4 protein-coding genes are annotated in these 5709 nt (G+C 74.9%); all 4 read left to right on the top strand.

Going from position 1 to position 5709, the window contains the following annotated elements:
* On the top strand, positions 1–1923 hold a 1923-nt coding region (gene murJ / locus BG452_RS28415; protein ID WP_188307211.1), incomplete at its 5' end, for a murein biosynthesis integral membrane protein MurJ.
* A gap of 305 nt (positions 1924–2228) precedes the next feature.
* Positions 2229–4190, top strand: coding sequence for a protein kinase family protein (locus tag BG452_RS28410; RefSeq protein WP_188307210.1), 1962 nt, complete (start codon positions 2229–2231; stop codon positions 4188–4190).
* Positions 4191–4236: 46 nt separating this feature from the next.
* Positions 4237–5034: an RNA polymerase sigma factor SigM gene (gene sigM / locus BG452_RS28405; RefSeq protein WP_188307209.1), complete on the top strand. Its 798-nt coding sequence runs from the start codon at positions 4237–4239 to the stop codon at positions 5032–5034.
* A partial coding sequence (locus BG452_RS28400; protein WP_188307208.1) for a zf-HC2 domain-containing protein occupies positions 5031–5709 on the top strand: 679 nt, incomplete at its 3' end. The genes sigM and BG452_RS28400, both read left to right, overlap by 4 nt.

Below are 5709 nucleotides of genomic sequence, written 5' to 3'. Positions count from 1 at the left end.
CCGCCCGCCCCGGTCCAGCCGGCCGCGCCGGTGCCGCCGGTCGCGCCCGGGCCGTACCCGCCGATGGGCGGCTACCCGGGGCAGCCGCAGTACGGCGGCCCGGACGGGCAGCGCCCCTTCGTGCCGCCGATCGAGTTCGACCCGCCGCTCTCCGAGGAGGAGGCCACCATGCAGGTGGCCGCCGTCGCGGTGCCCCCGGCGGTCGAGCCGCTGGCGGAGCTCGCCGAGGAGCAGGCCGCCCAGCCCGCGGCCGCACCCGCCGCCGAGGGCGGTGGCGGCGGCAAGGTCGCCAGCCTGCTGAGCTCCAGCGCGATCATGGCGGCCGGCACCCTGGTCTCCCGCGGCACCGGCTTCCTGCGGACCATGGTGATCGCCGGCGCGATCGGCATCGCGGTCATGGGTGACTCCTACAACGCGGCGAACACCCTGCCGACCCTGCTGTACATCCTGATCGGCGGCGGCGCGCTGAACGCGGTCTTCGTGCCGCAGCTGGTGCGCAGCATGAAGAACGACGAGGACGGCGGCACCGCCTACGCCAACCGGCTGCTCACCCTGGTGATGGTCGGGCTCGGCGGCGTGGTGTTCCTGGCCGTGCTCGGGGCGCCCCTGCTGGTCCAGCTGATCGCCCACCCGATGATGACCAACCCGGCTCGTGCCGACACCACGGTGGCGCTGGCCCGCTACTGCCTGCCGACCATCTTCTTCATGGGCGTGCACGTGGTGATGGGCCAGATCCTCAACGCCCGTGGCCGGTTCGGCGCGATGATGTGGACCCCGGTCCTCAACAACATCGTGGTGATCTTCACCTTCGGCGCCTACATCTGGGTCTTCGGCGGCTACAACGGCACCCAGGTCACCCCGGAGAACATCTCCCCGGAGGGCGTCCGGCTGCTCGGCCTGGGCACCCTGCTCGGCCTGGTGGTCCAGTCGCTGGCGATGATCCCGTACCTGCGGGCCGCGGACTTCCACTTCCGGCCGCGCTTCGACTGGCGCGGCCACGGCCTGGGCAAGGCGGCCCGGCTGGCCAAGTGGACCTTCTTCTTCGTGCTCGCCAACCAGGCCGGCTACCTGGTCATCACCCAGCTGGCCACCGCCGCCGGCAGCGCCGCCGAGCAGGGCGGTCACGGCGGTGTCGGCCTGTCGGCCTTCTCCAACGCCCTGCTGATCTGGCAGCTCCCGCAGGCCGTCATCACCGTCTCGATCATGAGCGCGGTGCTCCCCCGGCTCTCCCGGGCGGCGGCCGACGAGGACGCCGGAGCCGTCCGTGACGACCTGTCGTACGGGCTGCGCACCACCGCGGTGGCGGTCGTCCCGGCGGCCTTCCTGTTCCTGGCGCTCGGCCCGGCGATCGGCCGCTCGATCTACGCGGTCGGCGGCGGCGGTACGGCCCTGGACAACGCGACCAACGTCGGCCTGATGCTGTCGGCCTTCGCGCTCGGGCTGATCCCGTACTCGGCCCAGTACGTGATGCTGCGCGGCTTCTACGCCTACGAGGACACCCGGACGCCGTTCTCCAACACCGTCTGGGTGGCCGTCTGCCAGGCCGCCTTCTCGCTGGTCTGCTGGGTAGCGCTGCCCGCGCAGTGGACCGTGACCGGCATGGCCCTCGGCTACGGCCTCGCCTACGCCGTCGGAGTGACGGTCGCGGTGCCGAAGCTGAAGAAGAAGATCGGCGGCCTGGACACCAAGCGGATCGGCAAGACCTACAGCCGGCTGGCCGCCGCCTGCGTGCCGGCCGCCGCGATCGGCCTCGGCGTCAGCCTGGCGGTCCAGCAGGTGGTCGGCGGCTGGCCGGGCAGCGTACTGTCCGTCCTGCTGGGCGGCGGCCTCCAGATGCTGGTCTTCGTGTTCATCGCGAAGCGCCTGCGGATCGAGGAACTGAACGCCATGCTGGGCATGGTCCGCGGCCGACTGGGCCGCTGACCGACCAGTCAACCGGCCGTACGAGCGGACGCCCTGACCGGGCGTCAACCGGGGCGGACACCGCCCCCGCCCGTCCGGCCTGATTTCGGGCCGCCACCCGCGGCCGGGAGCACCCGGGCCGCGAGGTGGCGGCCCGGTGTCGGATCTGCACCACATCTCTCCACCCCCGTGCAACCGTGCGGACCCTTCAGCGGTCGTACCCGGTGGAGAAGAGTGGGCACAATTGTCCTGGAGCACAGGACGGCCAATCCGCGGGCTCCAGCGACTCTCTCGGCCGGGGCGACACAAGGGGAGGCAGGACCACGGTGGCTGATGGCACCAAGGCGGTCGTCGACACGTCAGCAGCTGACGCGGAGGCGGACGAGGCCGCGCTGGCCGCGGCGATCGACGAGCTCGGGGACGGGAAGACCGCCCCGGCGGGCCCCGCCGACGCCCCCTCCGCGGACGCTCCCACGGCTGCCGACGAGGACGGACCGGCGGAGCCGGAGCCGGACCGGGCCCCGGAGGCCTCCGTGAGCGAGGAGACCTCGGAGGTCACCGCCCCGCTCTCCGTCCACGAGATCGCCGCCGAGCTGGCGGCCGGCTCGGCGACGAAGAAGAAGCCCGCCCCCGAGCCCGCGGCCGGGCCCGCCAAGCGCCGCCCGACCGACCCCCAGCCCACCGTCGACCCGCGCGACACCGCCACCCTCCCGCGCACCCTCCCCGCGCCGATGCGCCACAGCGGCGACAAGATCGGCAACCGGTACCTGCTCGAGGAGTGCATCTCCCAGACCGAGACCTTCAGCAGCTGGCGCGCCGTCGACGAGAAGCTGCGCCGGGCGGTCGGCGTCCACCTGATGGCCTCCGGCCACCAGCGCGCCCGCAAGGTGCTGGCCGCCGCCAAGTCCGCGGCCCTGCTCGGCGACCCGCGCTTCGTCCAGGTGCTGGACGCCGTCCAGGAGAACGAGCTGGTCTACGTCGTGCGGGAGTGGCTGCCGCACGCCTCCGACCTCGCCAAGCTGCTCGTGAACGGCCCGATGGAGCCGCACGAGGCGTACCAGATGGTCCGCCAGGTCGCCGACGCCGTCGCCGCCGCCCACCGCCGCGGCAAGGCGCACCTGCGGCTCACCCCGCGCTGCGTGCTGCGCACCGACAGCGGCCAGTACCGGATCAACGGCATCGCGGTGGACGCCGCCCTGCGCGGGCTGCCCCCGGAGGACTCCACCGAGGACGCCCAGCGCACCGACACCCGGGCGATCGGCGCCCTGCTGTTCGCCGCGCTCACCCACCGCTGGCCGTACCCCGAGGACCGCTACGACCTCAAGGGACTGCCCAAGGACCTGCAGAACGCCGCGCCGGACCAGGTCCGCGCGGGCGTCCACAAGGGCCTGTCCGAGCTCGCGGCGCGCGCCCTGTTCGACCAGCCGCCGCACCACGCCGAGCCGATCACCACCCCGGAGGAGCTGGTCCGGGCGATCGCGCAGCTGCCCCGGATCCGCCAGCCCGAGCCCGAGCTGCCGGCCTTCCCGGCCCCGCCCCGGCACAACACCCACGCCCTGCCCACCGCGCCCAACCCCACCCGGGTGGCCGACACGACGGTCGCCCCGCTGCCGCCGTCCTCCCGGCCGACCGCCGCCCGGCGCACCAGGCGCCGGCTGCGCCGGGTGGTCAAGGCCACCGCCTGGACGGTCGCGCTGGGCGCGATCGGCGTCGCCTCCTGGCAGTTCGTCGGCAGCCTGCGCAACACCGGGCAGGCCGTCGCCACCCCGCAGACCTCGGTCAGCAGCACCGCCCCGAGCGCGCACCCGACGGCGCACACGCCGGTGCCGATCGCGATCAAGGGCGCGGAGTCGTACAACCCGCTGGGCGACGGACCCGAGGGCACCGACAGCGTCAAGAACGCCATCGACGGCGACCCGAACAGCGCCTGGACCACCGGCTGGTACGTCGACCAGCTCGGCCCCAAGCCGCCCGCCCTCAAGTCGGGCACCGGGCTGATGATCGACCTCGGCTCGCCGCAGTCGGTCTCCTCGGTGAACGTCCTGTTCAAGGACGGCGAGCAGGCCGCGGAGATCCGGGTGCCCAACGCGGCCGCCGCCTCCGCCCCCGCCTCGGCCAGGCCGGAGAACTTCACCGTGGTCGCCGGCCGGAAGTCCGGCGTGAACGTCGACTACACCCTCGACTCGCCGGTCACCACGCGCTACCTCTTGATCTGGCTGACCTCTCTGAACAAGGATTCCGACGGCAGGTACCGCGGCCACGTCGCCGAGGTCAAGGTCTCCGGCTGACCGTACGGTTCCCGCACCGGAACGACGGCAGGGACGAGGGAGGACAGTGGCGGACGACGACGCGACGCTACTCGCCCGGCACGTCGCCGGTGACCAGGAGGCCTTCGGCCTGCTGGTGAACCGCCACCGCGACCGGCTCTGGGCGGTCGCCCTGCGCACCCTGGGCGACCGCGAGGAGGCCGCGGACGCCCTCCAGGACGCCCTGGTCTCCGCCTTCCGGGCCGCCCCCGGCTTCCAGGGCCGCTCGGCGGTCACCACCTGGCTGCACCGGATCGTGGTCAACGCCTGCCTGGACCGCGCCCGGCGCAGCGCCACCCGGCGCACCACCCCGCTGGACGAGGACCCGCAGCGGCTGGACCGCCTGGTCGGCACCGCCGAGCCGGCCGACTCCCCGGTGGTCCGGGCCGAGGTGCACCGCGAGCTGACCGCGGCGCTCGCCGAGCTGCCTCCCGAGCAGCGGGCCGCGCTGGTCCTGGTCGACATGCAGGGCTACCCGGTCGCCGAGGCCGCCGAACTGCTGGGCGTCCCGGTGGGCACGGTGAAGAGCCGCTGTGCGCGCGGCCGGGCCCGGCTGCTCCCCCTGGTCCGGCACCTGCGGGAGACGGACGGCGAGGCACCCGGCGGGGCGCCCGGCGGAAATCGCGGCGGGGAACGCGGCGGGCGCAAGGTTTCACGTGAAACACCGGCACGCGGAGCGTCCGGACGCGCGGCCCCCGGCCCGTCCGGTGGGACTCCGCCGGCACACCGCGACCCCCAGGGGAACCCGACGGGCCCCCGCACCGTCACAGGGACAGGCCCGAGTACCGGCCGCACGATGCTGGAAGGAGACGCGAGCACGCGATGACCGCCCCCCTCTCCTCCCCCGAGCCCTCCGACGCCCACCCCTCCGTCGACGCCCTCGCCGACTTCGCCGAGGGTCTGATCGAGCCCGCGGAGGCCGCCCGGGCGCTGCGGCGGCACCTGGACGGCTGCGCCGAGTGCCGCGAGACCGCCGAGGCCCTGGCCGAGGTGCAGACGCTGCTCGGCGCCGTCGAGCCCGAACCGATGCCCGCCGACGTCGCCGCCCGGCTGGACGCCGCCCTCGCCGAGGCGGCCCGCACCGACCACCGCGTGGCGGCCGAAGCCGCGGAACGCCCCCGGGAGGCCCCCTCCGCCGCCCGCCCGACGGACACCCCGGCCACGCCCGTACGGTCCGTCACGGCGCCCTCCGCGCCCCCGTCCCGCCCCGCCACGGCCTCCGGTCCCGGGCGGCCTCGGCCCCGCCGCCGACGGTTCGCCCTGCTGCTCGGCACGGCCGCCGCACTGGCCGCCGTCGGCCTCGGCGGCGCCCTCCTGCTGAACCACCCCGACGACTCCTCCAGGTCCACCGCCTCGGCGGCATCGGCCCCCGCGACCGCCGCCGGCGCCCCGAACGCCCACAGCCCGCACCTGGCGGGCCCCGGCACCGTCTACCGGGAGGACCAGCTCGCGGCGCAGGTCCAGCAGCTGCTGGCCGGCTCCGGGGCCGAGCCCGGACCGC

The sequence above is a fragment of the Streptomyces sp. CBMA123 genome, assembly GCF_014596465.1.
In the GTDB taxonomy this organism is placed as follows: Bacteria; Actinomycetota; Actinomycetes; order Streptomycetales; family Streptomycetaceae; genus Kitasatospora.
This window is presented reverse-complemented; position numbering and strand designations above follow the sequence as displayed.